This is a genomic window from Novosphingobium fuchskuhlense (genome assembly GCF_001519075.1).
Lineage (GTDB): Bacteria > Pseudomonadota > Alphaproteobacteria > Sphingomonadales > Sphingomonadaceae > Novosphingobium > Novosphingobium fuchskuhlense.
Genome location: NZ_KQ954245.1, coordinates 158,424 through 181,740, shown reverse-complemented (window position 1 = coordinate 181,740; position 23,317 = coordinate 158,424). Strand labels below are relative to the sequence as shown.

The 23,317-nt window shown below is 67.2% G+C and carries 20 protein-coding genes; 10 read left to right on the top strand and 10 right to left on the bottom strand.

Annotated elements, in window-relative coordinates:
• Nucleotides 1-54 precede the first annotated feature (54 nt).
• Entirely contained in the window at nt 55-924 is an 870-nt protein-coding gene (gene panB, locus AQZ52_RS10585) for a 3-methyl-2-oxobutanoate hydroxymethyltransferase (protein WP_067910221.1), read from the top strand.
• 44 nt (nt 925-968) lie between these two features.
• Nucleotides 969-2,036 (top strand): DUF475 domain-containing protein, encoded by a 1,068-nt coding sequence (locus AQZ52_RS10580; RefSeq protein ID WP_067910218.1) that lies wholly within the window; start codon nt 969-971, stop codon nt 2,034-2,036.
• Nucleotides 2,037-2,043: 7 nt separating this feature from the next.
• Here the strand turns inward: AQZ52_RS10580 and AQZ52_RS10575 are convergent, their stop codons facing one another.
• The 5 genes from AQZ52_RS10575 to AQZ52_RS10555 form a co-directional block, all read right to left on the bottom strand.
• Nucleotides 2,044-3,111, bottom strand: coding sequence for a CaiB/BaiF CoA transferase family protein (locus AQZ52_RS10575; protein ID WP_067910215.1), 1,068 nt, complete (start codon nt 3,109-3,111; stop codon nt 2,044-2,046).
• Between the two features lie 83 nt (nt 3,112-3,194).
• Nucleotides 3,195-4,811 carry a tetratricopeptide repeat protein gene (locus AQZ52_RS10570; RefSeq protein WP_082697780.1) on the bottom strand — a complete coding sequence of 539 codons (1,617 nt, stop codon included), beginning with the start codon at nt 4,809-4,811 and terminating at the stop codon, nt 3,195-3,197.
• Nucleotides 4,777-6,165, bottom strand: a complete 1,389-nt coding sequence (gene prsR, locus AQZ52_RS10565; protein WP_067910212.1) for a PEP-CTERM-box response regulator transcription factor — start codon at nt 6,163-6,165, stop codon at nt 4,777-4,779. The genes AQZ52_RS10570 and prsR overlap by 35 nt, the downstream gene beginning before the upstream one ends.
• On the bottom strand, nt 6,165-8,294 hold the full coding sequence (gene prsK / locus AQZ52_RS10560; RefSeq protein ID WP_067910209.1) for an XrtA/PEP-CTERM system histidine kinase PrsK: 2,130 nt from the start codon (nt 8,292-8,294) through the stop codon (nt 6,165-6,167). Before prsK ends, prsR begins: the two co-directional genes overlap by 1 nt.
• 21 nt (nt 8,295-8,315) lie before the next feature.
• Entirely contained in the window at nt 8,316-9,701 is a 1,386-nt protein-coding gene (locus AQZ52_RS10555) for a TIGR03013 family XrtA/PEP-CTERM system glycosyltransferase (protein ID WP_067910206.1), read from the bottom strand.
• A gap of 224 nt (nt 9,702-9,925) precedes the next feature.
• Here AQZ52_RS10555 and AQZ52_RS10550 point away from each other — a divergent pair, with 224 nt between their 5' ends.
• Nucleotides 9,926-12,253, top strand: coding sequence for a patatin-like protein (locus tag AQZ52_RS10550; RefSeq protein ID WP_240481588.1), 2,328 nt, complete (start codon nt 9,926-9,928; stop codon nt 12,251-12,253).
• Nucleotides 12,254-12,402: 149 nt separating this feature from the next.
• Here the strand turns inward: AQZ52_RS10550 and dnaJ are convergent, their stop codons facing one another.
• Nucleotides 12,403-13,536 carry a molecular chaperone DnaJ gene (dnaJ, locus tag AQZ52_RS10545; protein ID WP_067910204.1) on the bottom strand — a complete coding sequence of 378 codons (1,134 nt, stop codon included), beginning with the start codon at nt 13,534-13,536 and terminating at the stop codon, nt 12,403-12,405.
• 74 nt (nt 13,537-13,610) lie between these two features.
• Nucleotides 13,611-15,518, bottom strand: coding sequence for a molecular chaperone DnaK (dnaK, locus tag AQZ52_RS10540; protein WP_067910200.1), 1,908 nt, complete (start codon nt 15,516-15,518; stop codon nt 13,611-13,613).
• 170 nt (nt 15,519-15,688) lie between these two features.
• On the opposite strand from dnaK, the gene AQZ52_RS10535 reads away from it, so the two are divergent.
• From AQZ52_RS10535 to AQZ52_RS10525, 3 genes are all read left to right on the top strand, one after another.
• Nucleotides 15,689-16,240: a copper chaperone PCu(A)C gene (locus tag AQZ52_RS10535; protein ID WP_067910198.1), complete on the top strand. Its 552-nt coding sequence runs from the start codon at nt 15,689-15,691 to the stop codon at nt 16,238-16,240.
• Entirely contained in the window at nt 16,237-16,743 is a 507-nt protein-coding gene (locus AQZ52_RS10530; protein ID WP_067910194.1) for a vgr related protein, read from the top strand. The genes AQZ52_RS10535 and AQZ52_RS10530 overlap by 4 nt, the downstream gene beginning before the upstream one ends.
• 88 nt (nt 16,744-16,831) lie before the next feature.
• On the top strand, nt 16,832-17,503 hold the full coding sequence (locus tag AQZ52_RS10525; protein WP_067910191.1) for a cysteine hydrolase family protein: 672 nt from the start codon (nt 16,832-16,834) through the stop codon (nt 17,501-17,503).
• Here the strand turns inward: AQZ52_RS10525 and AQZ52_RS10520 are convergent, their stop codons facing one another.
• Together AQZ52_RS10520 and hrcA are read right to left on the bottom strand one after the other, a co-directional pair.
• Nucleotides 17,504-18,067: a nucleotide exchange factor GrpE gene (locus tag AQZ52_RS10520; protein ID WP_067910189.1), complete on the bottom strand. Its 564-nt coding sequence runs from the start codon at nt 18,065-18,067 to the stop codon at nt 17,504-17,506. It abuts the gene before it with no gap.
• Nucleotides 18,064-19,128 (bottom strand): heat-inducible transcriptional repressor HrcA, encoded by a 1,065-nt coding sequence (gene hrcA / locus AQZ52_RS10515; protein ID WP_067910186.1) that lies wholly within the window; start codon nt 19,126-19,128, stop codon nt 18,064-18,066. Before hrcA ends, AQZ52_RS10520 begins: the two co-directional genes overlap by 4 nt.
• A gap of 136 nt (nt 19,129-19,264) precedes the next feature.
• Here hrcA and rph point away from each other — a divergent pair, with 136 nt between their 5' ends.
• Nucleotides 19,265-19,981: a ribonuclease PH gene (rph, locus tag AQZ52_RS10510; protein WP_067910183.1), complete on the top strand. Its 717-nt coding sequence runs from the start codon at nt 19,265-19,267 to the stop codon at nt 19,979-19,981.
• A complete protein-coding gene (rdgB, locus tag AQZ52_RS10505) occupies nt 19,978-20,607 on the top strand; it encodes an RdgB/HAM1 family non-canonical purine NTP pyrophosphatase (RefSeq protein WP_067910180.1) in 630 nt (209 codons plus the stop codon). Before rph ends, rdgB begins: the two co-directional genes overlap by 4 nt.
• On the opposite strand, the gene AQZ52_RS10500 is transcribed toward rdgB, so the two are convergent.
• Nucleotides 20,552-21,211 (bottom strand): CAP domain-containing protein, encoded by a 660-nt coding sequence (locus AQZ52_RS10500; RefSeq protein WP_067910176.1) that lies wholly within the window; start codon nt 21,209-21,211, stop codon nt 20,552-20,554. The genes rdgB and AQZ52_RS10500 overlap by 56 nt on opposite strands.
• A 62-nt stretch (nt 21,212-21,273) precedes the next feature.
• Between AQZ52_RS10500 and hemW the strand changes: the two genes are divergently transcribed.
• The gene (hemW, locus tag AQZ52_RS10495) at nt 21,274-22,425 is read left to right on the top strand and encodes a radical SAM family heme chaperone HemW (RefSeq protein WP_067910173.1); all 1,152 of its coding nucleotides are present in this window, start codon (nt 21,274-21,276) and stop codon (nt 22,423-22,425) included.
• Nucleotides 22,422-23,315, top strand: a complete 894-nt coding sequence (locus tag AQZ52_RS10490) for a tyrosine recombinase XerC (RefSeq protein WP_067910170.1) — start codon at nt 22,422-22,424, stop codon at nt 23,313-23,315. Before hemW ends, AQZ52_RS10490 begins: the two co-directional genes overlap by 4 nt.
• Nucleotides 23,316-23,317: the final 2 nt, after the last annotated feature.

Below are 23,317 nucleotides of genomic sequence, written 5' to 3'. Positions count from 1 at the left end.
GCGGCTTTCTGGCATTGTTCTAAAAGCACGGGCCCAGCGACAGGGAACCTCGCCATGTCCACGACTTACGTTCTCGACACCGCCACGAGCCGCGCGCACCCGACCCCGGCGCCGATGAAGCGGCTCAACATCCCCGGCATCCGCCAGCGCAAGGTGGACGGGGTGACGGAGCAACCGGTTGTCATGCTGACAGCCTACACCGCGCGCCAGGCGCAACTGCTCGATGCACACTGCGACCTGCTGCTCGTCGGCGATTCACTCGGCCAAGTGATCTATGGCCTGCCCTCAAGCGTTCCCGTCACGCTCGACATGATGAGCGCGCACGGCGCGGCCGTGGTGCGCGGCTCGTATCACGCGGCGGTCGTTGTCGACATGCCCTTCGGGGCCTACGAACAGTCGCCGCAGCAGGCCTTCGAGAGCGCATCGCGCCTGCTCAAGGAAACCGGCTGCGATGCGGTGAAGCTCGAAGGCGGGACGGCGATGGCAGAGACCGTGGCGTTTCTGACCCAGCGCGGCATCCCGGTGATGGGCCACGTCGGCCTCACCCCGCAGGCGGTCAATGTGCTCGGCGGCTACAACGCGCGCGGGCGCAGCGCGGCGGAAGCGGAGAAGATCGTGGGCGACGCGCGCGCGATTGCCGATGCGGGCGCCTTTGCCATCGTCGTCGAAGGCGTGGTCGAGCCGCTGGCGATCGCGATCACGAAGGCCATCCCCTGCCCCACCATCGGCATCGGTGCTTCGGCGCAGTGCGATGGGCAAGTGCTGGTGACCGACGACATGCTCGGCATGTTCGAGCGCACGCCGCGCTTCGTGAAGATCTACGAGCACCTGGCCGAGACGATTTCAGCCGCTGCCGCCACCTATGCCGCCGAAGTGCGCGCCCGCACCTTTCCGGGGGTGGAACAGACCTACCAACCGAAGTAAGGCCGTCGGCAACCGCTATCCTGCGGTCAGGACGGGACCAACGCTTGCTCAGGAATTTCGGCGGCTCGATCGCCTTCACCCTTGTCTGCCTTGCGCTGGCGGCCGCCTATGGCTGGTTCCAGACTGCATCCGTGCCCGCCACACTCGCGATGCTGTGGATCGTGGTGATGCTCTCGGTGCTCGAGATCTCGCTCTCGTTCGACAATGCCGTGGTCAACGCGGCGGTGCTGGGCGAGATGGACGCGGTGTGGCAGCGCCGCTTCCTCACCTGGGGCATGGTGATCGCGGTCTTCGGCATGCGGATCGTGTTCCCGCTGGCCATTGTCGCCATTGCGGCCGGCATGGGCCCGATGGAGGCGCTGCGAATCTCGCTGACCGAGCCCGCGCGCTATGAAGCGATCGTCTCCAGCGCCCATGTCGGCATCGCCGGGTTTGGCGGCGCCTTCCTCGCGATGGTCGGCCTCTCGTTCTTCTTTGACGGCGAGAAGGACGTGCACTGGATCACCTGGCTCGAGAGCCGCCTCGCGCGCTTTGCCGATATCAAGGCCGCCGAAATCGCAATCCTGCTCATGGCGGTCTACGGCGTTTCGCTGCTGCTGCCTTCCGCCGAGGCCCTGACCTTCCTCGGCGCCAGCGCGCTCGGCATCGTGACCTTCATCGTGGTCGAGGCGATCGGCACCCTGCTCGAAATGCGCGAAGCAGCACAGCAGGCGGCAGGGCAAGTCGTACGCTCGGGCCTCGCCGGCTTCCTCTATCTCAATGTGCTTGATGCATCGTTCAGTTTCGACGGGGTGATCGGAGCCTTCGCGCTGTCCAACAACATGGTCGTGATCGCGCTTGGCCTGTCGATCGGCGCGATGTTCGTGCGTTCCCTGACCCTGCTGCTGGTGCGGACCGGGACCCTCGCGGAATACCGCTATCTCGAGCACGGTGCGTTCTGGGCGATCATCGCACTCGCCGCGATCATGCTGATCTCGGCGCATATCGCGATTCCGGAAACCGTGACGGGCCTGATCGGCGCGGTGCTGATCGGCCTATCGCTGTGGTGGTCCGTCCGCCACAACCGCCGCTTCCCCGACGGCGAGATCGAGGACGCGCTGCGGGCGGACTGAGGGCCGGCTAGTCCAGCGGCTCAGAGGCGAGCTTCGGCGCAGGCGCCGGCGTGCCCGTGAAGCGCGGCGCGGGTGCCGGCATCGTCATCCCGCCATCCTCGACGAAAGTGCCGCGTGCCGCGTTGTGCGGGTGGTGCGGCGCTTCCTTGAGGCTGAGCACCGGCGCGAAGCAGATGTCCGTGCCGTCCATGATCGCTTCCCATTCGGCGCGCGTCCTGGTCTGGATCAGCGCGGCCACCTTGGTCTTCAATGCGGGCCACTGCGACCGGTCGTGCTGCGCGGCGAAAGCCGGATCAGCGCCGAGGCCGCTCTTTTCCATGAGCAGCGCGTAGAACTGGGGCTCGATCGAGCCCAGCGCGATCCACTTGCCGTCGCTGGTCTCGTAGGTATCGTAGAAATGCGCGCCGCCATCGAGCAGGTTGGTGCCGCGCTCGTCCTTCCACTGGCCGTTGCCGAAGAAGGTCCAGGTCATCGCCGAAAGGATCGCCGCACCATCGACCATCGCGCAGTCGATGACCTGCCCCTTGCCGGTGCGCTGTGCCGATAGCACGCCCGCCAGCACGCCGAACGCCATGACCATGCCGCCGCCGCCGAAATCACCGACCGCATTCACCGGAAACTGCGGCTTGCCACCGGCCTCGCCATAGGTGTGGAGTGCGCCCGCGAGTGCGATGTAGTTGATATCGTGGCCCGCCAGCGGCGCCATCGGCCCCTCCTGCCCCCAGCCAGTCATGCGGCCATAGACCAGGCGCGGATTGTCGGCGAGCAGCACGTCCGGCCCCAGCCCCAGCCGCTCCATCACGCCGGGGCGATAGCCCTCGACGATCGCGTCAGCGGTCTTCACCAGTTCACGGATGCGCGCGATCGCGGCGGGATCCTTCAGATCGAGCTCGACCCGGACGCGGTTGCGGTTGAGGATGTCGCGGTTGCCGGCATCGCCCGTGCGGCCGCCGCCGCCAGGACGATCGATCCGGATGACTTTGGCGCCATGGTCGGCCAGCATCATGCACGCGAAAGGCCCGGGCCCGATCCCGGCGAATTCAAGAACCGTCAAACCGTCCAGCGCGCCAGCCATCACTCACCCCGCATTTTTAACCGATCAATTGAAATGCCGGTTTGCCGCGCGATGGCCTTTCTGTCGAGACTTAATGTCGAGACCTAGCGTGCCGAGACCGGTTGCCCGCGCGCGGCCAGCGCCCGGGAAACCGCCGTCCAGGCGTCGCGGCGCGGCCCGCTCGCCCAGGCCGCCGCGAGGAGCTGCATGGCAACAAGGCTCTGCGGATTCTGCGCGAGATAGCGCGAGGTCATGCTATCGGCGTCGCGCACGCGCCCCAGCGCGCGCAGCGCCGCATCCATGCGCCGTAGCACCGGTTCGTTGAAGCGGATCGCGGCGCCGTTCTGGTAATCGGCCAGCGCCCCGGCCACGTCCCCACGCATGATGCGCACGTCACCGGCGAGCAGATGGGCCTCCGCGGCGCCGGGATTGGCATCGCGCAGTCGGTCGGCCGCGGTCTGCGCCTCGTCCTTGCGGCCTTCCTTCAGCAGCGCACGGATAAAGGGCACCGCCGTCTGGGCGCGATTGGGCCCATCGGTATAGGTCGCTCCCAGCACAGCGGAACCGAATTCGGTCAGCAGCGGCGCGGGGCCATGCGCGTGCGGCTTCGCCGCCAGAGCCAGCAGTGCACCGGCCCGCTGCTTCTGCCCCAGCCGCTGCCAGCTCTGCCCGACCAGTTTCTGCGTATAAGGTGTGGCCCAGGGTTGCTGCGCATCGCCGTCGAAGCGGCTCACAAGCGGTTGGTCACTGCCCTGCCGGGCCAGGGCGCGCAGCAGCATTTGCCGCGCCTCGAGGTTGTCGGGCTGCATCCGCACCAGCCGGTCGAACTGCTCCACCGCCACGTTGATGTTGCCGGCGCGGTATTCGAGCACACCCGCCAGCAGGATCGCGGCCGGCATGTCGCGAAAGGCCGCGCCGGTGCGCTGGAGGATCGTGCGGGCAAGGTCGGTCTCTCCGGCCCGCGCGGCGAGAACGGCTTGGAGGAACGCCGGGCGCGGGTTCTTCGGATCGACCTGCGCCAGCTTGCGGCAGACAATCAGCATGGCGCGATACTGGCCCATGTCACCCAGCGTGGCGGCATATTCGCCCAGCAGCGCAGGATCGTCCGGCTGCACCTTGAGGCCTTCCTCGAACCACGGCAGGGCCGCGGCAAGGCCATATTGTTCGCGGATCAGCAGGCCGCGGAACGCCAGCGCCCGCGCGTTGCGGGGATTGAGCTGCACCGCGCGGTCCGCCGCCTCGATCGACTGGAGCTGCTCGCCGCCCGAAAAGCGCAGCGCGGCAATCGCGACCCACAAGTCGGAATCGCCGGGATTCGACCGCAGCGCCATATCGAATGCGTTCGCGGCGGCCTGCAGATTGCCTTCCGCCAGCGCGATCTGGCCCCTGACGCGCCATCCGAGCGACTCGGTACCGGGCGCGAAAGCGCCGGCTTCCAGCACCTTGCGCGCCTCAATCCGGTCGCCCTGGGCGAGCAGAGCCTCCCCCAGGTGCGCGCGAAGGGCGTCTTCGCTGGTGCCGCTGCGCACGGCCGCGCGCAGCATGACCTCTGCCGAGACCGGATCGCGCCGCTCGATCGCGGCCTGCGCCTTGGCACGCAAGGTATCCAGCCGCGAAGCTCCCGCCGCCGGTCCCGCCAGCGCCAGCAAGACAAGCGATACCGAGAGCGTCAGGGCGAGCGGGCGCCTAATGCTGAAGGTCGTACTGCTTGAGGAGATCATAGAGCGTGGGCCGGCTGATCCCCAGGAGGCGCGCGGTATTGGAGATGTTCCCTTCGCTGCGGGCGAGCGCATGGCGGATCATCTTGCGGTCGGTCACCTCGCGCGCGGACTTGAGGTTGAGCGGATTGGCCTCGTCCTCGCCCGGTTCGGCAAGATCGAGGTCGGAGGCCGTCACCAGCTTGCCATCGGCCATGATAACCGCGCGCTTCACCCGGTTTTCGAGCTCGCGCACGTTGCCCGGCCAGGTCCAGCCATCGATGGCAGCCAGCGCATCGGGTGCAAAGCCCTTGACCGAGGGGTTCATCTCCGCGGCAAAGCGCGTGAGGAACACCTTGGCGAGGAGCGCCGCATCGCCCGGCCGTTCGGCCAGGCTCGGGATGCGCACGACGATCTCGGCAAGCCGGTAGAACAGGTCCTCGCGGAACCGCCCGTCGGTGATCATCGCCTCGAGGTTCTGATGCGTGGCACAGACAATCCGCGTGTCCACCTCGATCGAGCGCCGCCCGCCGATGCGCTCGATCGTGCGCTCCTGCAGGAAGCGCAGCAGCTTGACCTGCAGCGGAAAGGGAATGTCGCCCACTTCGTCGAGGAACAGCGTGCCGCCACTCGCCTGCTCGATCTTGCCCTCGGTGGTCTTCACCGCACCGGTGAACGCGCCCTTTTCGTGGCCGAACAGCTCGCTTTCGAGGAGGTTTTCCGGGATCGCCGCGCAGTTGATGGCCACGAAGGCGCCCTGTCGGCGGGGGCTCGCCTCATGGAGCCCGCGCGCCAGCAGTTCCTTGCCGGTGCCGCTCGCGCCCAGCAGCATGACCGAGACATTGGTCCCCGCCACCCGCTCGATCGTGCGCGCCACTTTCACCATCTCCGGCGCGCCGGTGATCATGCGGCCCAGCACCCGGTTGTCTTCCGGCGCCCGCTCGGCAAGCTGGCGGTTCTCCGCCTCGATCCGGTGGAGATGGAGCGCACGGCGCACGATCAGGCCGAGCGCGTCGATATCGACGGGCTTGGCGTAGAAATCATAGGCGCCCTGGCTGATCGCCCGCAGCGCGCTCTCGCGGGCGCCATGGCCGCTCGCGACGATCACCTTGGTATCGGGCTTCAGCGCCATGATCGCGTCGAGCACGGCAAAGCCCTCGCTCGTCCCGTCGGGATCGGGCGGCAGGCCAAGGTCGAGCGTGACCACCGCCGGTTCCTCTGCGCGCAGCAGCGCAAGCGCGCTCTGGCGGTCGCCCGCGATAAACACCTCGAAGTCCTCGTAGGCCCACTTCAGCTGCGCCTGCAGGCCCGGATCATCCTCGACGATGAGGAGCTTGGGGAGCGCCTTTACAGGGCTCGGGGGCCGTTCCTGGATCATCACGCCACCTTCTTGTCGCCTGACTGCGCGTCAGGAATTGTTTCGCCCTTGGCGGTCACCACCAGCGGCAGGCGCACCGCAAAGCGGCTGCCGAGGCCCTCGCGGCTCTCCACTTCCAGCCGTCCGTTCATTGCCCGCACCAGTTCGCGCGCCTCGAACGCGCCGATCCCGAAGCCCCCCGCCTTGGTCGAGACAAACGGCTTGAACAGGCGGTTGCGCACGAAGTCCGCGCTCATCCCGCAGCCGGTATCGGCAACCTCGATCACCCCGGACACGCCGTCGTGCCGGGTCTGGAGAAACACCGCCATGCCGGGTTGGCTGGCATCGACGGCGTTCTGGACGAGATGGGCCAGCACTTGTTCCAGCGTCTCTCGGCTTGCCATCACATGGCAGGACTGGCTCTGCGTCACATAGACCGGGCAATCGCCCCCTGCCCCGCCATAGCGCGCCGCCACGGCAGCCGCGATCTCGGTCGCATCGATGGCCTCAATCCGCTGCACACCGCCCGCGCCATAGCGGGAAAGCCGCGCCAGCAGGGCGTTGAGCTTGTCGGCCGCATTGGTCAGCGTGACCAGCATGTCCTTGCGGAACGCGGGGTTGTCGGCATGGCGCTCGGCATTGCGGGCCAGCAGCGCGAGCTGGCTGGCGAGGTTCTTGATATCGTGCATGACGAAGGCGATGCGGCGATTGAATTCGTCGAAGCGGCTCGCCTCGAGGAGCGCGATCTGTCCGTTGTGCTCGGCAATATAACTGGCGAGCTGCTGGCCGACCACGCGCAGCAGATCGAAGTCCTCCCAGTCGAGCTTGCGCGCCAGCGGCGGGCGGCCGAGCACGACGAGCCCGACCAGCCGGTCGTAGTGCAGCAGCGGCACGAGGGCCCAGGCACCATGTTCCTCCACCAGCCAGCGCGGCATCAGGGCGGCCTCGCCCTCGTGGTCGGTTCCGGCGCGCACCTCGTCGAGATCGACGATGAAGCCGCGCCGTTCGAAGAATTGCACTGTGGCCGCGGGCATGGCCTCGGCGGGAACCTCGATCGTAGGCCATTGCCAGCGCGCGGCCAGCACGAGATCGCCGCCTTCGCCCGGAATCAGCATGACCCCGCTGGCACTGTCGGTAATGTCGGCCAGCGCCTGAACAACGCGGGCATGCAGCGGCAGGGCGTTGGGTCCGGCGCGGCCGATGGTGCGGGTAAAGCGCTGCCACTCGGCGCGGTAGTCATAGCGGTGCTGGAAGAAGTGTTTGGCCAGCATCACGTTGAGCCAGCCGCGCAGCCGCCCCGAAGGCACGAGCGCGAGGATCACCACCGTCGTCGCAAAGGCAAAGCCCAGCTGCGCAAGCTGGCTGACATCGCCGCCCAGCCAGGCGACCGACTGCGCTGCGGCGACCATCAGGATCAGGTAGCCGCCTATCACCAGCAGCGAGAGCGACTGGAACGCGACCGACCGGCTCGGCGAAAAGCGAAGCGGCGATCCGCCGCGCATCGCGCCGACGGCGACGAGCAGTATGGCGCCAATCTGGATCAGCCCGCGCAGCGCCACCATTTCCTGCGGGATCATCCGCCCGAGGTAGGCGATCGTGTAGAAATTGAGGTCGTAGCCCCACATCAGCGCAAGCGCGAGCGCGGTCCACCGCACCGCATCGCGCTGCCCGCTGATCGCACCGACATAAAGATTGTGGACCAGCACCAGTGCGCCCGTCGTCAGCAACAGGCGGAACATCACCGACAGCTGGAAGATCATGGCAACGGCGGGCTGGACCGCAGCGAAGCGGACAGCGAGCACCAGCAGCATGAGCTGGAAGAGTTCGACCATGGCCAGCACGGCCAGCACCGGGCGCACCTGCACCACGCTGGTATGCCGGTTGTCGCGCGCGAACAGCGAATAGACCACCGCAAGCCAGCCGAGGTTGCGCAGCAGTTCGAAGACTTGGGTGACCGCCGCAAAGGGCCCCATCGCGGACCCCAGCAGCGTCCACGCCGTGGTCAGTGTCAGCGCCCCGATCAGCGCACGGCTGGTTTCCCTGCCGCGCCGACGCCGGTCCGCCATCCACACCGTGAGCAGCATCGCCGCAAACGCTGCAACGAGGGTGCTCCACTGGCCGAGGCCCGTCCATCCAAGCGGACTGTGCATCGCGGCGCTCCCGGCTGCAGCTCAGCGCGCGCCCTCGTTCCAGAGCACCACGCGCAGCGTCTGGAGGAGGATCAGCAGGTCGAGGAACGGACTATAGTTCTTGGCATAGTAGAGATCGTATTCGAGCTTGTGGCGCGAATCCTCGATCGAGGCACCATAGGGATAGTTGATCTGCGCCCAGCCGGTGATGCCCGGCTTCACCATGTGGCGTTCGGCATAATAGGGCAGCTTGTCCTCGAGGTCGGAGACGAATTCGGGCCGCTCCGGACGGGGGCCCACGAAGCTCATCTCGCCCTTGAGAACGGTCCAGGCCTGCGGCAGTTCGTCGATGCGCAGCTTGCGGATCAGCTTGCCGACACGGGTCACGCGCGGATCGTCCTTGGCCGCCCACTGCGCGCCGGCCTTCTCGGCATCGGTGCGCATCGAGCGCAGCTTGATGAGGCTGAAGTTCTGGCCGTAGAGCCCGACACGGGTCTGGCGGAAGAAGGCCGGCCCGCGGCTGTCGAGCTTCACGATGATCGCGAAGAGCGCGATGACGGGGGCTGTCAGCAGGAGCAGCACCAGGCTCGCGCAAATGTCGAAGATCCGCTTGAAGGCGCTCGAGATCATCCGGCCCGAAGAAAACCCGTCCGAGAAGATGAGCCAGCTGGGGTTCACCGTGTCGAGATCGACGCGGCCCGTCTCGCGCTCCATGAAGGTCGAGAAGTCGTTGACGTGGACGCCGGTGGTCTTGATCCGCAGCAGGTCCTTCAGCGGCAGGGCATTGCGCCGCTCTTCCAGCGCCAGCACCACTTCGCTGACCCCGAGGTTTTCGACATAGCGGGTGAGATTGTGGATCGCGGTGCGGTTGATGGCTTCCTTGATCACCGGCGCACTGTCGCTCATGCCGACGAAGCCGACGATGACAAAGCCCGCTTCAAGCCGCTCGCCCAGCTGGCGCAGGCGTTCCGCCCGCTCGCCGGCGCCCAGCACCAGCACGCGCCGCCGGAACACGGCCGTGCCCAGCAGGCCGCCCAGGAGGATGCGGATGAACACCAGCAGCGCCATCGCGATGAACATCGCGTAGAAGAGGTTCGACCGCCACAGCGTGCGTCCCGGCAGCATGAAATAGACCACTGAAAGTGCAATGATGCCGAGGCTGATCGCCACCAGCAGCCGCGCGGTGGCATAGCGCATCGAACGCAGCGCGTCCGAGCCGTAGACGCCGACCGAGATCATCGCGGTCTGCACCAGCCCTGCGAAAATCAGCAGCGGCACCCACCTGTCCGCCACGATCCCGTTATCGATGCCGATCTGGTGTGCGCGGACCATCCAGCCCAGCTCGCCCGAGGCGATCAGCAGCACGAAATCCAGCAGCGCCAGCAGGAACACCGCGTTGGGGATATAGAGTTTGAACAGGCGGATCATGCTACCCCGGTCATCCGGCTTGTCGGCCCGGTACGGGCCTTCTCGGCGTCTTCTAGGCTCCGAGGGGTAAAGCGTCGGTAAATCTGACACCCTGTTTCTCGGCGTTAACCGGCAAAAGCCGCGAAATTGCGTGGCTGATTGTTACGCCATGCCGGAATTGTCGGCGCGGTTTACAGCATCGACTTATGCAGCGCCTGCACTGGCGAAACGGACAAATCGCTGTCATGGTGCGTGCCATGCGGGAGAAGGAACTGCGGCTCGCGCTGGTCTGCTACGGCGGCATCAGCCTTGCGGTCTACATGCACGGTGTCACCAAGGAGATCTGGTACGCCACGCGCGCCAGCCGCGCGTTTCACGACGAGAGCCCGCCGGCCACGGGGCCCGAAGCGGTCTATCGTCGGCTGCTTGAAACCCTCGTGCAGATCCGCGAACTCAAACTGCGAATCCTGCCCGACATCATTTCGGGCGCGAGCGCGGGCGGCATCAATGGCGTGTTCCTGGCGCAGGCGCTAGCGAGCGGACAGAGCCTCGAGCCGCTTTCCCGGCTCTGGTTGGAGCGCGCCGATGTCGAAGTGCTGCTCGACCCCGATGCCCGCCCCTGGAGCCGCTTTGCCAAGTTCTGGGCACAGCCGCTGGTGTGGTTCCTCCTGAAGCGCCCCGGTAATGTCGTCAGCCGCACGGTGGCCTCGGCCAGCACGCGCCGCGAAGTGCGCCTCAAGCTCTCGCACCTCATTCGTGCGCGCTGGTTCGCCCCGCCGTTCAGCGGGATCGGATTCTCGCACCTGCTCGCCGAAGCGCTTGACGCCATGGGCGAAACCGGCGGCAAAACCGCGCCGCTGCTGCCGGCCGGACACCCGCTCGATCTCCTCGTTACCGTCACCGACTTCAACGGCCACCTCGAGGACCTCAGGCTCAACAGCCCGCCGGTGGTCGAGGAAAGCGAGCACCGCCTGGCCATCGGCTTTCGCCGCAATGCCGCCGCGGGCACAGGCGAGGACATTGCCGAACGCGCCGAACTCGTGTTCGCCGCACGCTCGACCGCCAGCTTTCCCGGGGCCTTTCCCCCGCTCATGCTCGCTGAAATGGACAGGCTCACCAGCGAACGCAGGCTGGCCTGGCGGGGCCGCGAGGCGTTCCTGAAACGCGTGATGCCAAGCCGCTGGAAGCGCGGCCAGCTCGCCGAGGCAGCGCTCGTCGATGGCGCTGTTCTCGTCAACCGGCCCTTCGCGCCCGCCATGGCCGTGCTGCGCGACAGGCCCGCCCAGCGCGAGGTTGACCGCCGGTTTGTCTATATCGACCCGAGCCCCGGCATCGGCGTGCCCGCGCAATCGGACCGGCCGGTCGGCTTTTTCTCGGCGATCTTCGGCTCACTCTCCTCGATCCCGCGCGAACAGCCGATCCGCGACAACCTCGAGGCCCTCGAAGCCCAATCGCGCGAGCGGGCGCGCCTCAGGATGATCGTCGATACCTTGCGCGGCGAAATCGATACCGCGGTCGAGCGGCTTTTCGGCTTTACCTTCTTCTTCGATCATCCGAACCAGAAGCGTCTCACGGCGTGGCGCGCCAAGGCGCAGCAGGCCGCCGCCGAGCAGGCCGGTTTCGCGTTCCACGGCTACGCGCAGGTCAAGCTCGCCGGCGTGGTGACGTCACTCGCCGAGGTGATCGAGGGAGCGATGGCGGACGCTCCACCTCGCGGTGCGGTCGAGGCCGAGCTCTGGGCACATCTCGCGACGCGCGGGTTCGACCGCCTTGCGCAGGCCAGGGGCGGCGCGACGGCGGAGGCCATCGCCTTTTTCCGCGCGCATGATTTCGGCTTCCGCATCCGCCGCCTGAAACTGCTCGCCCGCCGCCTGACGCAGGACTGGGACGATGCCGAAGGGATCACTCCGGCGGAGCGCGAGGCCGCGCGCAATATCGTCTACCGGGCACAGGCGCTCTATCAGGCGAAACAAACCGGCGCCGGCCTCGGCGAGGACTTCGCGCAGGCTGCTGCGGACGCGCTCAGCCATCCGGGTGTCATCCTTGCCGAAATTGCGCGGCGGCGCGATCTGACCGGTATCGACCTTGCCGTCGACGCGATGATCATCGACGGCCTCGCCGCCATGAGCAAGCCGCTGCGCCGCCGCTTCCTATACGCCTACCTCGGCTTTCCGTTCTACGATGTCGCCACGTTGCCGCTGCTGCAGGGCGAAGGGATGGGCGAGTTCGATCCCGTCAAGGTCGACCGCATCTCGCCCGAAGACGCGATGTCGATCCGTCACGGCGGCACGCGGGCCTGCCTCAAGGGTATCGAATTCTTCCACTTCGGTGCGTTTTTCGCGCGCGCCTACCGCGAGAACGACTACCTCTGGGGCCGGCTCCACGGCGCCGAGCGCACGGTGGATCTGATTGCCTCAACCGCCGAGCCCCCCCTGCCGGACAGCGTGATCCGCACCTTCAAACGCGATGTCTTTCTCGCGATTCTGGAGGAGGAAAAGCCGCGCCTCACGGCCGAACCGGGTATGGTCGACGGCGTGATCGCTGAGGTGAACACAATGTTTGCCGGGGGCTGAGGCGCTTCCAAAATTCCCCTCACGTTCGTCATTGCGAGGATCGCAGAGACGAAGCAATCCAGCGCGGCTTGCCTAACGCTCTGGATCGCTTCGCTGCGCTTGCAATGACGAAAGGGGTGGCTGATCCGAACGGGGAACAGCCCGCGCCCCTACTCCGTCAGATCGTTCCACGCATCCTTGATCCGGTCGAAGAAGCCCTTCGACTGCGGGGTTTCCTCACCCGTCTCGGTCGCCTGGAACTCGCGCAACAATTCGCGTTGACGGGCCGAGAGCTTGGTCGGCGTCTCGACCTGAATCTCGATCACCAGATCGCCAGACCCACGCCCCTGCAGCACGGGCATGCCCGCGCCGCGCTTGCGCAGCTGCTTGCCGGACTGGATGCCGGCAGGGATCTCGATCTTGTGCCGCGCCCCGTCCAGCCCGGGAATCTCGATCTCGCCGCCCAGCGCCGCCTTGGTGAAGCTGATGGGGCAGCGCGTGAGCAGCGTCGTGCCCTCGCGCTCGAACATGCGGTGGCGCTTCACATGGAGGAAGATGTAGAGATCGCCCGGCGGTGCGCCGAACGGTCCCGCCTCGCCCTTGCCGGCAAGCCGGATGCGCGTGCCGTTGTCCACGCCCGCCGGGATCTGCACCTCGAGCTTCTGCTCGGCGTCGACGCGGCCCTCGCCCCGGCAGCTCTTGCAGGGGCTTTCGATCACCTCGCCGCGGCCATGGCAGGTCGGGCAAGTCCGCTCGACCATGAAAAAGCCCTGCTGCGCCCGCACCTTGCCGTGCCCGCCGCACAGGTTGCAGCGCCGCGCGGACGTTCCGGGCGTCGCGCCGGTGCCGCTGCAGGGCTGGCAGCTCTGCGCCACCTCGACCGCGATTTCGGCGGACTTGCCATGGAAGGCGTCTTCCAGCGTGATTTCCATGTCGTAGCGCAGATCGCCGCCACGGCGCGCCTGCTGGCGTCCGCCGCCGCCGAACGCGCCGCCGAAGATCGTCTCGAAGATATCGCCCAGATCGCCGAAATCGGCGCTGCCGCCAAAGCCGCCCGGGCCGCCGCCACCGCCCTGCTGGAACGCGGCATGGCCATAGCGATCATAGGCCGCCCGCTTCTGCGGATCGGAGAGGCAGGCATAAGCCTCGTTGATCTGCTTGAACTTCGCTTCGCTGTCCTGGCACCCCGGGTTCTTGTCCGGATGGTATTTCATGGCCAGCTTGCGATAGGCGGACTTGAGCACCTTCTCGTCCGCGGTGCGCTCGACTTCGAGCAGTTCGTAGAAATCAATCTCTGCCGACATTGCGGTTCCTATCTCAGAACAACGGCCCGCCGCCTGCACCCGAAGGACAGGCGGCGGGCCGGTTCAACGCAACATCACTTGATGTCGTCGACTTCCGAGAACTCGGCGTCAACCACGTCTTCGGCGTCCTTCGGAGCCTCGGCGCCCGGAGCAGATGCAGCAGCCTGCTCCTTCTCGTAGATCGCCTGGCCCATCTTCATCGCCTTTTCGGTGAGCGCCTGGGTCTTGGCGTTCATGTCGGCCGGGTCACCGCCTTCGATCGCCGTCTTGGTCTCGGCAATCGCCGCCTCGATCTCGGACTTCAGCGCGGCGTCGATCTTGTCGCCGTTCTCCTCAAGCTGACGCTCGGTCGCGTGGACAAGGCTGTCGGCGTTGTTGCGCGCCTCGGCCGCCTCGCGGCGCTTCTTGTCCTCTTCGGCAAACTTCTCGGCATCGCGTACCATCTGGTCGATGTCGCTGTCCGAGAGGCCGCCCGAGGCCTGGATGCGGATCTGCTGTTCCTTGCCGGTGCCCTTGTCCTTGGCGCTCACGTTCACGATGCCGTTGGCATCGATGTCGAACGTCACCTCGATCTGCGGCACGCCGCGCCGCGCGGGCGGAATGCCGACGAGGTCGAACTGGCCGAGCAGCTTGTTGTCCTGCGCCATCTCGCGCTCGCCCTGGAACACGCGGATCGTCACCGCCTGCTGGTTGTCCTCGGCAGTCGAGTAGACCTGGCTCTTCTTGGTCGGGATCGTGGTGTTGCGGTCGATCATCTTGGTCATGATGCCGCCCAGCGTCTCGATGCCCAGCGAAAGCGGAGTCACGTCGAGCAGCAGGACGTCCTTGACGTCGCCCTGCAGCACGCCGGCCTGGATCGCCGCGCCCATGGCCACGACTTCGTCCGGGTTCACGCCGGTGTGCGGTTCCTTGCCGAAGAACTCCTTCACGATCTCGCGCACGCGGGGCATGCGGGTCATGCCGCCGACGAGCACGACGTCGTCGATCTCCTTCGCGGTCACGCCCGCATCGGCCAGCGCCTTGCGGCACGGCTCGAGCGTGCGCTCGATCAGCTTGGCGACGAGCTTTTCAAGGTCCGAACGCGTGACGGTCTCGACGAGGTGCAGCGGGGTGGTGCTGCCGCCTTCCATGCGCGCGGTGATGAAGGGCAGGTTGATCTCGGTCGTCTGCGCGCTCGAAAGCTCGATCTTGGCCTTCTCGGCGGCTTCCTTCAGGCGCTGGAGGGCGAGCTTGTCGGTGCGGAGATCCATGTTCTCCTTCGACTTGAACTTGTCCGCGAGGTACTCGACCAGCACGTTGTCGAAGTCTTCGCCGCCGAGGAACGTGTCGCCGTTGGTCGACTTCACCTCGAACACGCCGTCACCGATTTCCAGCACCGAGATGTCGAACGTGCCGCCGCCAAGGTCGTAGACCGCGATGGTCTTGCCGTCCTGCTTGTCGAGGCCATAGGCGAGCGCGGCTGCGGTCGGCTCGTTGATGATGCGCAGCACTTCGAGGCCCGCGATCTGGCCGGCGTCCTTGGTCGCCTGGCGCTGCGCGTCGTTGAAGTAGGCCGGCACGGTGATCACCGCCTGCGTCACGGTCTCGCCGAGATAGCTCTCGGCGGTTTCCTTCATCTTCTGCAGGATGAAGGCCGAAATCTGCGAGGGGCTGTAGTCCTCGCCGCCCGCCTTGACCCACGCGTCGCCGTTCTTGCCCTTGACAATGCCATAGGGAACCAGCGCCATGTCCTTCTGGGTCATGGGATCTTCGAAGCGGCGGCCGATCAGGCGCTTCACCGCGAAGATCGTGTTGTCGGGATTGGTCACGGCCTGGCGCTTGGCCGGCTGCCCGATCAGGCGCTCGCCATCCTTGGTGAAAGCGACGATCGAGGGCGTCGTGCGCGCACCTTCGGAATTCTCGATGACCTTCGAGGTGCCGCCGTCCATCACCGCAACGCAGCTGTTGGTCGTGCCGAGGTCGATACCGATAACTTTAGCCATGGTGTTCCTGTTTCCTTGCCCTTTGGACGCTGCGGGTGCGGCCCCCCGAACCGGGCGAGCCTTCGTCTATGCAGCTCCGTCAGGGGGCGATATAGGTCGCCTTCTGCGCGGGACAAGGCCCCGGCCGCACCGCGTGTTTCGTTTCGTTTCAAGACTGGAGAGAGCCCCCGATGCGCCCCATCCGTTCCATGGCCCTTGCGGCCCTCGCGGCAACGAGCCTTCTTGCGCTCGCTGCCTGCAGCGGCAACGCGCCGGATGCCGCCGCATCGGCCTCCGCCGCGGCTTCCGCGCCGGGCACCAAATCCGATCCACTCGCCCCGGACAATGCGCCGAACGTCAGTGTGATCGAACCCGTGATCAAGCTGCCGACCGTGCCGGGCAATCCCGGTGTGCTCTATTTCACGATCCAGCAGGATGCCGGCAAGCCGAACCAGCTCGTCGCCATCCACGTCGATGGTGCCGAGCGCGCCGAAATGCACGAGACGAAGACCGAGAACGGCGTCTCGTCGATGGACAAGGTCACCTCGGTGGAATTCAGCCAGGAAAAGCCGGCTGAATTCAAGGCTGGCGGCTACCACGTCATGCTGTTCAACCTCGCCAGCACGGTGAAGCCCGGCAAGGACGTCGAGGTCACTTTCACGCTGGCCAATGGCGACAAGGTCAGTGCTTTCGCCAAGGTCGAGGAAGTCGGCGCCATGGAAGGCATGATGGACCACATGTGAGCGGGGCTGAGGCGGTTCCGCCGGGCGGCGCGCGCCCGCTGACAGCCGGCGAAGCGGCGCTGGCGCGGGGCGTGTTCGGCACAGCAATCGATCTGGCGCCGGTGCGCCTATGGCGCCGGCGCTTCTTTCCCTTCCAGCCGCGCGGCACGGTGATGGCACCGATGGGCCACATCCATTTTCACCCGGATGGCCCGCATTACCGCGACGACTTCAGCACGGCTCCGCTCGGTCTGCAGGGCCTGTTCATCCACGAACTGGTGCATGTCTGGCAAACCCAGCAGCGCGGCCGCTTCTATCTGCCGGTCGCGCGGCATCCCTTCTGCCGCTATGCCTACCGCTTCGTCCCGGGCAAGCCGTTCACCGCCTATGGCATCGAGCAGCAGGCCGAACTCGTGCGCCATGCCTTCCTGGCAGCGCGCGGTCGCCCGCAGCCCGGCGCGCCGCCGCTTGACGCGTTGCGGGCAGTGCTCCCCTTCGGCGCGGACGACGCGCGTCTCGCCTGACCGTTCCGCCAGCCGAAACGCCCCGAACAAGCCGCTGGCCCTCGCCCCTTCGGCACGGCAGCATCCAACGAGACACGAGGATGCCCCGATGCCCCACACCGTAGACCACCACGTCATTCTCGATGCCGTCGCTGCCGCGCGCGGCGGCGTCCGCAACGTGTTCGACGATATCGACCCGCAGCGCGTCGCCCACATCTGCGTCGATATGCAGAACGGTTTCATGGAGCCGGGCTCGCCGGTCGAAGTCCCGATGGCGCGCGAGATCGTCGGCAACATCAACCGCATAAGCGCTGCCGTGCGCGCGTCAGGCGGGCTCAATGTGTTCCTGCGCTTCACCACGCCCGATGCGGCAAGCTGGTCAGTCTTCGTCCGCCGCCTCGGCACCGGCGCTGCCGCCCACCGCGCTGCCTTCACGCCCGGCGCGCACTATCACGATTTCTGGCCGGCACTCGATGTCGAGCCCGGCGACGCCGTGGTCGACAAGCACCGCTTCAGCGGCTTCACCCCCGGCACCAGCGATCTGGACGCCGTGCTCAAGGCGCGCGGGATCGATACTGTCCTCATCACCGGCACGCTCACCAACTGCTGCTGCGAGAGCACCGCGCGCGATGCGATGCAGTTCAACTACCGCGTCCTGTTTGCCGCCGACGCGAACGCGGCGTTGACCGATGTCGAACACGCCGCCACGCTCCACAGCATGGCGTTCGTGTTCGCGGACCTTTACGACACGGACGAGGTGTTGGGGCTGCTGGGCGCCTGATCAATCCGGCTTCTTCGCCACCGCCACCATGGCGGCGCGCAGCAGGCGGTCCTTGATCATGTAGCCGGCCTGCAGTTCCTGCAGCACGGTGCCCGGCTCCACATCGTTGGAGGGGATTTCCAGCATTGCCTGGTGCTGGTGCGGATCGAGCGGCAGGCCCTTGGCCGCGATCCGGCTGATGCCGTGGCTCGCAAACACCTTCTCGATCTCGCGCCCCGTCGCTTCCAGCCCGGCGACAAGGTTCTTCATCTTGTCGTCCTCGCGCAGCTCTGCCGGGATCGTCTCCAGCGCGCGCGAAAGGTTGTCGGCAACCGAGAGAATGTCGCGCGCAAAGGCCGTCGCGGCATAGGCGCGGGTATCGGCCACTTCCTTTTCCATGCGGCGGCGCACGTTCTGCGTCTCCGCCTTGGCGTAGAGCACGTCCTGCTTCGCCGCCTCGAGATCCGCCTTCAAGGCCTCCAGCAATTCGGCCTGCACATCGCCGCCATCGGTGAGCTCGGAAGGCACGCCTTCCAGTTCCGCCGCCACTTCCGGGTCCTGCGGGCGCGTGTCGTTATCAGTCATTTTCTACCAAATCCGTCTTGCGTGATGATCCTGCTCAAGGATTGAGCCGTGAAATCAACCATGGGGACAACCCGCGCATAATTCAACCGCGTCGGCCCGATAACGCCCACCACACCGACCACGCGCCCCTCCCCGTCTCGCCACGGCGCGGCGATCACCGATGAGCCGGAGAGCGAGAACAACCGGTTCTCGCTGCCGATGAAAATGCGCGCGCTGTCCGCCTCGCGCGCGGCATCGAGCACGTTCGCAATCGCCTCCGCGCTTTCCAGTTCGTCGAGCAACTGCCGCACCCGCTCAATATCGCCCAGCGCAGCCTCGTCGAGCAGGTTGGCCTGGCCCCGCACCACCAGCACCGGCCGCTGCGCCGCATCGCGGCTCCACACGGCAAGGCCGCGTTCGACCAGCGCCGCGCTTGCCGTATCGAGCGCCGAGCGCCCGCTCGCGATCTCGGCGCGGATCGCCCGCAAGGCATCGGCCAGGGTCCGCCCCGCCATCCGCGCAGTCAGGTAGTTGCCCGCCTGCTCCAGCGCCGAGGCACTGGCCGCGCTCGGCAGATCGATCACGCGGTTCTCGACGCTGCCGTCATCTCCCACCAGCACCACCAGCGCGCGCGCCTGCCCCAGTGGTACGAAGGAAATCTGGGCAAGCCGCATTTCCCGGCGCGGCACCATGACGACGCCCGCCGCCGCCGAAAGATCCGAAAGCGTCGAACTCGCCGCCGCCAGTGCCGCCTCGATCGTACCCCCTTCCGCCAGCCCCCGCTCGATCTGCGTGCGCTCCGCAAGCGAGGGTTCGGCCGCCTGCATGATCCCGTCGACAAACAGCCTCAGGCCAACCTCGGTCGGCATCCGCCCTGCGCTGGTATGGGGCGCGGCGAGCAGCCCTGCGTCCTGCAATTCCTGCAGCACCGAGCGGATCGAGGCAGGCGAAAGCCCCACCGCTCCGCTCCCCGCAATTGTGCGCGAGCCAACGGGCTGGCCATTGGCAATATAGCCCTCGACCACCAGCCGGAAGATTTCGCGGGCTCGCAGCGTGAGTTCGGAAAGTCCAGGTCCAGCCATGGCGCCTATCTAGGGCGTTTTGCCCGCCCGTCAAAGCAGCCGCGCCCTGTGGAACACAGCCTTTTCGCACCGGGGGGCCTTTCATTCCGCTCCGCGCGGGCTAAAGGCGTCGCGAACAGCAGACAAAGGAATTCCCATGCGTCCTTCAGGCCGCGCCGCAGACGAGATGCGCGCGATCACGGTTCAGACCGGTTTCACCAAGCACGCCGAAGGCTCGGTGCTGATCGGTTTCGGAGATACCAAGGTGCTCGTCACCGCCTCGGTTGAAGAGCGCGTGCCGCCCTTCATGCGCGGCAAGGGCGAAGGCTGGGTCACGGCGGAATACTCGATGCTCCCCCGCGCCACACACACGCGCGGCAGCCGCGAGGCAGCCAAGGGCAAGCAATCGGGCCGCACGCAGGAAATCCAGCGCCTGATCGGCCGCTCCTTGCGCGCTGTCACCGATCTCAAGAAGCTCGGCGAACGCCAGATCACGCTCGATTGCGACGTCATCCAGGCCGACGGCGGGACCCGCACCGCCTCGATCTCGGGCGCGTGGATCGCGCTGCGCCTCGCGGTGCAGGGGCTGCTCGACAGCGGCGCGATCAAGGAAGATCCGCTCACCCGCAAGGTCGCCGCGATTTCCTGCGGCATCCATCAGGGCACCCCGGTGCTCGATCTCGACTATATCGAGGACAGCTCGGCCGATGCCGATGCCAACTTCGTGCTGATCGAGGGTGGCCATATCGCCGAAGTGCAGGCGACGGCGGAAGGCGCAACCTACGACGAGGAAGGCCTGCTGCGCCTCCTGCGCCTTGCCCGCATCGGCTGCGCCGAGATCTTCGCTGCGCAGGACAAGGCTGTGGCCCGGTGACACGCCTGCTGCAGCCCGGGAAACTCGTCATCGCCACGCACAATGCGGGCAAGCTGCGCGAGATCCGGGCGCTGCTGGAACCCTATGGGATGGACTGCCTCTCGGCGGGCGAACTCGGGCTTCCCGAGCCTGCCGAGACGGGCACGACCTTTGCCGAAAACGCGCTGATCAAGGCCCACGCCTCGGCCAGCGCGTCCGGTCTGCCTGCGCTGGCCGATGATTCCGGGCTCTGCGTGGCAGCACTCGGCGGCGCGCCCGGCGTCTACACCGCCGACTGGGCCGAAGCCGCGCCGTTTGAGGGCGGGCCGGGCCGCGACTGGTACATGGCCATGGGCAAGGTCGAGGGCAAGCTGGCCGAACTCGGCCCCGATACCCTGCGCGACTGCTGGTTCGCCTGCGTCCTCGCGCTCGCGTGGCCCGATGGCCGCGAGGCCGTGTTCGAAGGCCGCGCCCCCGGCACGCTCACCTGGCCGCCACGCGGCACGATGGGCTTCGGCTATGATCCGGTGTTCGTACCCTCAGGCGACAGCCGCACCTTCGCCGAACTCGACCCGGCCGAAAAGCACAGGATCAGCCACCGCGCCGACGCTTTTTCGAAGCTCGTTTCTTCGGCGCTGATGGACTGATTTTCGCGGGGCCGGCCTTTGCCGGCGCCGGTGCAGCGGCTGCGGCTGCGGCTGCGGGCTTGGCCGCCGGCGCATAAGAGTAGACCGGCTGTCCCACGACATTGCCCGCCGGCCAATAGCGGCACACCAGAAAATCGCGCTGCGTATTGCGCACAACCGCGCAACCGACCTCGCGCGTGTCCTTCCACACCAGCTGGGTATAGTGCCCCACATCCTCCCAGCGCCCGGTGGTCGAAACGTCCGGAAAAGCGCCGGACTTGAACTGCTTGCTCTCGTCGATGAAGAAACCGATCATCTCTTCGGGGGTGAAGTCCCCTTTGGTGCCGGTCCAGAGGTTTTCCCCCTCTCCGCCATCGGCCCCCACCGGCGCATGTTCGAACATGTCGGACACGGCCAGCGTCTGCGCCCATGTCCTGGCGTGATCCGCTAGCTTGGCGCTCCAGACGAGCGGTTTCACGCCCCGCCGCACCCGTTCGGCATTGTGCGCCGCAAGCAGGCGCGCCGCCACGGTCTCGGTCGGCACCACGGTGACTTCGGCCGCCAGCGGCGAAGCGCCGGCCAGTGCGGCAATGGCAATGGTCGCAAGGGCTCGAATGCGGGGCATATGCGCTGTTCCCTCAGCTTTGGGCCTTGACTTTACCAGCCCGAGTCAGGCTGGAAAGGGGCATGGCCTTTGCCCTTTATATCCACTGGCCGTTCTGCCTCGCCAAGTGCCCCTATTGCGATTTCAATAGCCATGTCCGCGAACGGACCGACCTTGCGGCATGGCAGGAAGCGCTCCTCGCCGACATGGCGCACGAAGCCGCGCTGACCGGCGGGCAGACGCTCACCTCGATATTCTTCGGCGGCGGCACCCCCTCGCTGATGCCGCCTGCGCTGGTCGCCACGCTGATCGAAGCCGCCGCCCGCCACTGGCGCTTTGCGCCCGATATCGAGATCACGCTGGAGGCCAATCCCTCCTCGGTCGAAGCGGCCAATTTCGCGGCCCTCGCGGGGGCCGGCATCAACCGCGTCTCGCTCGGCCTGCAGGCGCTCGATGACAGCGCGCTCACCTTCCTTGGCCGCCTCCACGATGCCGCAGAGGGCCTCGCCGCGCTGGAGGTGGCGCAGCGCCATTTCGCCCGTGTCAGCTTCGATCTGATCTACGCCCGCCCCGATCACACGCCGGACCTGTGGGAGGCCGAACTCGCCCGCGCGCTCGCGCTCGGCACCGGCCATCTCTCGCTCTACCAGCTCACCATCGAACCCGGCACGCGCTTCGCCACGCTGGTGCGCGAGGGGCGCTTCACCCCGCTCGATGACGATGCGGCAGGCGATCTCTTCGCCCTCACGCGCGAGCTCACCAGCGCCGCTGGCCTCCCCGCCTACGAAATCAGCAACCACGCTCGCCCGGGCGAGGAAAGCCGCCACAACCTCGTCTACTGGCGCTATCAGGATTACGCGGGGATTGGCCCCGGAGCCCACGGCCGGCGCGGCGGCTTCGCCACCGTACGCCACCGCAAGCCCGAGAACTTCCTCAAGGCCATCAGCGCCCAGCACCACGGCATTGCCGATATCCGCGAACTCGGCGCGCGCGAGCAGGCGGCCGAGGCACTCCTCATGGGCCTGCGGCTTGCCGAAGGCATCGCGCCCGCCGCGCTCGCGGCGCGTTTCGGCCTTGCCGAAACCGATCTGATCGATCCGGCCAAGCGGGCGTTCTACGCAGGCAAGGGCCTCCTTGCCGAGCGGGCAGACAGGCTGATCGTGACCGAGGCCGGCATGCCGCTGCTTGACGGTCTGCTGGCGGAGCTTGTCCCCGCCGGCCTCGTGGCGGCATGAGCGCGCCCGATCTGCTCGAAGCCTGGGGGGGCCACCTCTCGCTGGCCCGCCGCCGCTCGCCCCACACCGTGCGCGCCTATGTCGCAACCGCCGCGCGCTTCCTCGCCGTGCTGCCGCCCCCGCACGACTGGACCGCCCTCGCGAAGCTCGACGTCGGCGATGTCCGCACCCAGCTTGCCGCCCGCCGCGCAGACGGCATCGGCAACGTCTCTGCCGCGCGCGAACTCTCGGCCCTCAAGGCTTTCCTCGCCTTCGCCCGCACGCAGGCCGGCGGCGCGGACGCCCCGCCACCGCGCCTGCGCGGGCCCCGGATCAAGAAGGGCCTGCCCCGCCCTGTCACCCCGGATGAGGCGGTGAACCTCGCCGCCATGGTCGCGGACGAAGGCACCGAACCCTGGATCGGCGCGCGCGATCGGGCCGTGCTCCTGCTGCTCTATGGCGCGGGCCTGCGGATCGCCGAGGCGCTCTCGCTCACGGCCGGCGTCCTGCCGCTGGGAGACGCGCTCACCGTCACCGGCAAGGGCGGGCGCCAGCGCGTCGTGCCGATCCTGCCCATCGTTAAGGCGGCGGTGGAAGACTATGCCGCCAAGGTCCCCTTCCCGCTCGACCGCCAGGCACCGCTGTTTCGCGGTGCCAAGGGCGGCCCACTCGCGCAAGGCATGATCCAGCGCGCCGTCGCCCGCGCGCGCGTGGTGCTGGGCCTCCCGGCCACGGCCACGCCCCATGCGCTGCGCCACAGCTTCGCCACGCATCTGCTGGGCGCCGGTGCGGACCTTCGGAGCCTGCAAGAGCTGCTCGGCCACGCCAGCCTGTCCTCGACCCAGATCTACACCAAAGTCGATGCCGCCACGCTGCTCGATGTCTACCGCAGCGCGCATCCGCGCGCCTGAGG